Source organism: Gordonia sp. 852002-10350_SCH5691597, from assembly GCF_001665715.1.
Taxonomy (GTDB): domain Bacteria; phylum Actinomycetota; class Actinomycetes; order Mycobacteriales; family Mycobacteriaceae; genus Gordonia; species Gordonia sputi.
This window is the reverse complement of sequence record NZ_LZMO01000053.1, coordinates 1-2,124: the sequence shown is the minus strand read 5'-3', so window position 1 is coordinate 2,124 and position 2,124 is coordinate 1. Positions and strand designations below refer to the sequence as shown.

At 67.0% G+C, this 2,124-nt stretch carries 3 protein-coding genes; 1 reads left to right on the top strand and 2 read right to left on the bottom strand.

What is annotated here, in order from left to right; genetic code table 11:
• Positions 1–218 (bottom strand): 2-oxoglutarate and iron-dependent oxygenase domain-containing protein (locus A5777_RS03815; protein WP_197502284.1); only part of this gene is annotated, 218 nt, incomplete at its 3' end.
• 8 nt (positions 219–226) lie between these two features.
• On the bottom strand, positions 227–748 hold the full coding sequence (locus A5777_RS03810) for a nucleoside deaminase (protein ID WP_051993999.1): 522 nt from the start codon (positions 746–748) through the stop codon (positions 227–229).
• Between the two features lie 86 nt (positions 749–834).
• Between A5777_RS03810 and A5777_RS03805 the strand changes: the two genes are divergently transcribed.
• Positions 835–2,124: PucR family transcriptional regulator ligand-binding domain-containing protein (locus A5777_RS03805; protein ID WP_064861678.1), on the top strand; the 1,290-nt coding region annotated here is incomplete at its 3' end.

Here is a 2,124-nt window from a genome sequence, read left to right as displayed (position 1 = left end):
CCGACGGCGTACTGCCCCTTCACCTCCGGCGACATGGCGAAGAACTCGCGGGCGGTGGCACGCAGCGCGGCGGGCAGCTCCGGATCGATACCGTGGCCCGTGACCAGCAGGAATCCCGCCTTCTGTAGCGACTCGTCGACCGCGGCGCACACGGCGTCGGCGTCCTCGCCACCGGCACGCCACTGCGCGAGATCGACGGTCAGGATCGGACTCGACATCTCGCCGCTCACCGCAGACTCCCCATTTTGTCGGAGCGCGCCGCGTTCACGCCGGCATCGACGACCCCGATGTCCTCATTCCAGAGCGCGGGATTCCCGGCGATGAAATCGGTCATCATCGCGACGCACCGCTCGTCGTCGAGAATCGTCACGTCGACGCCGAGCTCGCGCAGCCACTCCTGCCCGCCGTCGAAGGTGCGGTTCTCCCCGACCACCACCGCCCCGATGCCGAACTGCCTGATGAGACCGCTGCAGTACCAGCAGGGTGCCAGCGTGGTCACCATGATGGTCGACGAATAGTCGCGCTGCCTGCCCGCGACGCGGAAGGCATCGGTCTCGCCGTGCACCGATGGGTCGTCGTGTTGCACGCGACGGTTGCGTCCCTCACCGAGGAGTGTGCCGTCGGAGCTGAACAGGGCAGCACCGATCGGGATGCCGCCCTCGGAGAGTCCGAGTTGTGCTTGTCGGTAGGCGGTGTCGAGCGCAGCCACGGCGTCGAACGTGGACGTCGTCCCATGTCGCGAGAGCATGATTCGACTGTGCGTGGCTACGCCGTCGTGTTCAACCGACAGTCCGTCGCGTCGCACAGCGACCGCAACGTGCATATCGTCTGTCTATGCACGAATCCCCGGGGTCGACGCTCACCCTGCGACAGATCATCGACGACTACCTCGCCGACGCCGATCCGCACGTACTCACCGCACACGATCACCTCGAACGCCCCGTGATCTGGGTGCATTCAAGCGAGATCTATGAGATAGGGCCCCTGCTCTCGGGCGGTGAACTGTTGTTGACGACCGGACTCGGGTTGGCGGGACTCGACGCAGGCACACGCCGCCATTACATCCGGGAGCTGGCCGAGCGCGGTGTGGTGGCGCTCGCCTTCGAGATCGGACGCAGCTTCGACAGCGTTCCCGACGAGATCATCCGAGAGGGATCTGCGCGGCGGCTGCCGATCATCGAGCTGCGTCGGGTGGTGCCGTTCATCACGATGTGCCGTACCGCGAACACGGCGATCGTGTCTGCCGAACTCGCCGACCTGCGGTTACGGGGCGAGCTCGACACCACTCTTCACGACGACATGGCCGCCGGAGGTGGCGTCGCCAAGATGCTCGAACACGTCTCCGACGCCGTGCACTGCCCGATCGTGTTGGTGGGTTCGGGGGGTGCGCTGATCGCCGCGCACGGCGTCGACGACGATCGATCGGCGTGGCGGGCCGTCGACGGTCAAGTCGCGTCGGCACCGATCATCGCGCGCGGACGCGAGATCGCACGGCTGATCGCGGGCCCTGGTGCCACGCAGCACTCCGGCGATCGCGCCGCAATGCTCCTCGACTGTGCGGCAGGTCCACTCACGTCGGCACTCGTACGCGCGGGCATCGGACGCTCCGCAGTGGCGTCGCGACTCATCGAGGAATTGTTGGCGTCACGCCCGATTCGACGGGCCGACCTGTTCGCTCGCCTGTCGGGCTCGGGCGCTCCGGTGTCGCAGTCGACTCAGATCGTGCCGGTCGTCGTCGAGTCGCCTGATTCGCGCATGGCAGAGAGTGCACTCACTCGTGCCGCGGCGACGCTCGGCGGTGTTGTCTTCGAGACCGTCGACGCCACCGTGTACGGCCTCGTCGTGATGCCGACACCTACCGGTGACCACGACGCCGTCGACTGTGTCCGCACGGCGTTCACCGACATCGGTGCACACGCCAGCCGCGTGACCGTTGTCGTCGGTCAACCGTGTGCGACCGCCGACGCCGGACCCGGGCCAGGACTGTCACTGTCGATCGGAGACTCGCTGCGCACCTGTGCCGAAAGACTCGGCAGCGCAGTCGAATCCGTGCAGACCAAAGGTGTTGCCGGACGCGTGTTCACCGCTCGATCGCTCGCCGTCGACGCTGCGGCCGGCACCATG

Bases quoted from the DNA above. Each gene is read 5' to 3' on its own strand.
- A5777_RS03810 (WP_051993999.1), bottom strand. From the start codon at position 748: ATGCTCTCGCGACATGGGACGACGTCCACGTTCGACGCCGTGGCTGCG.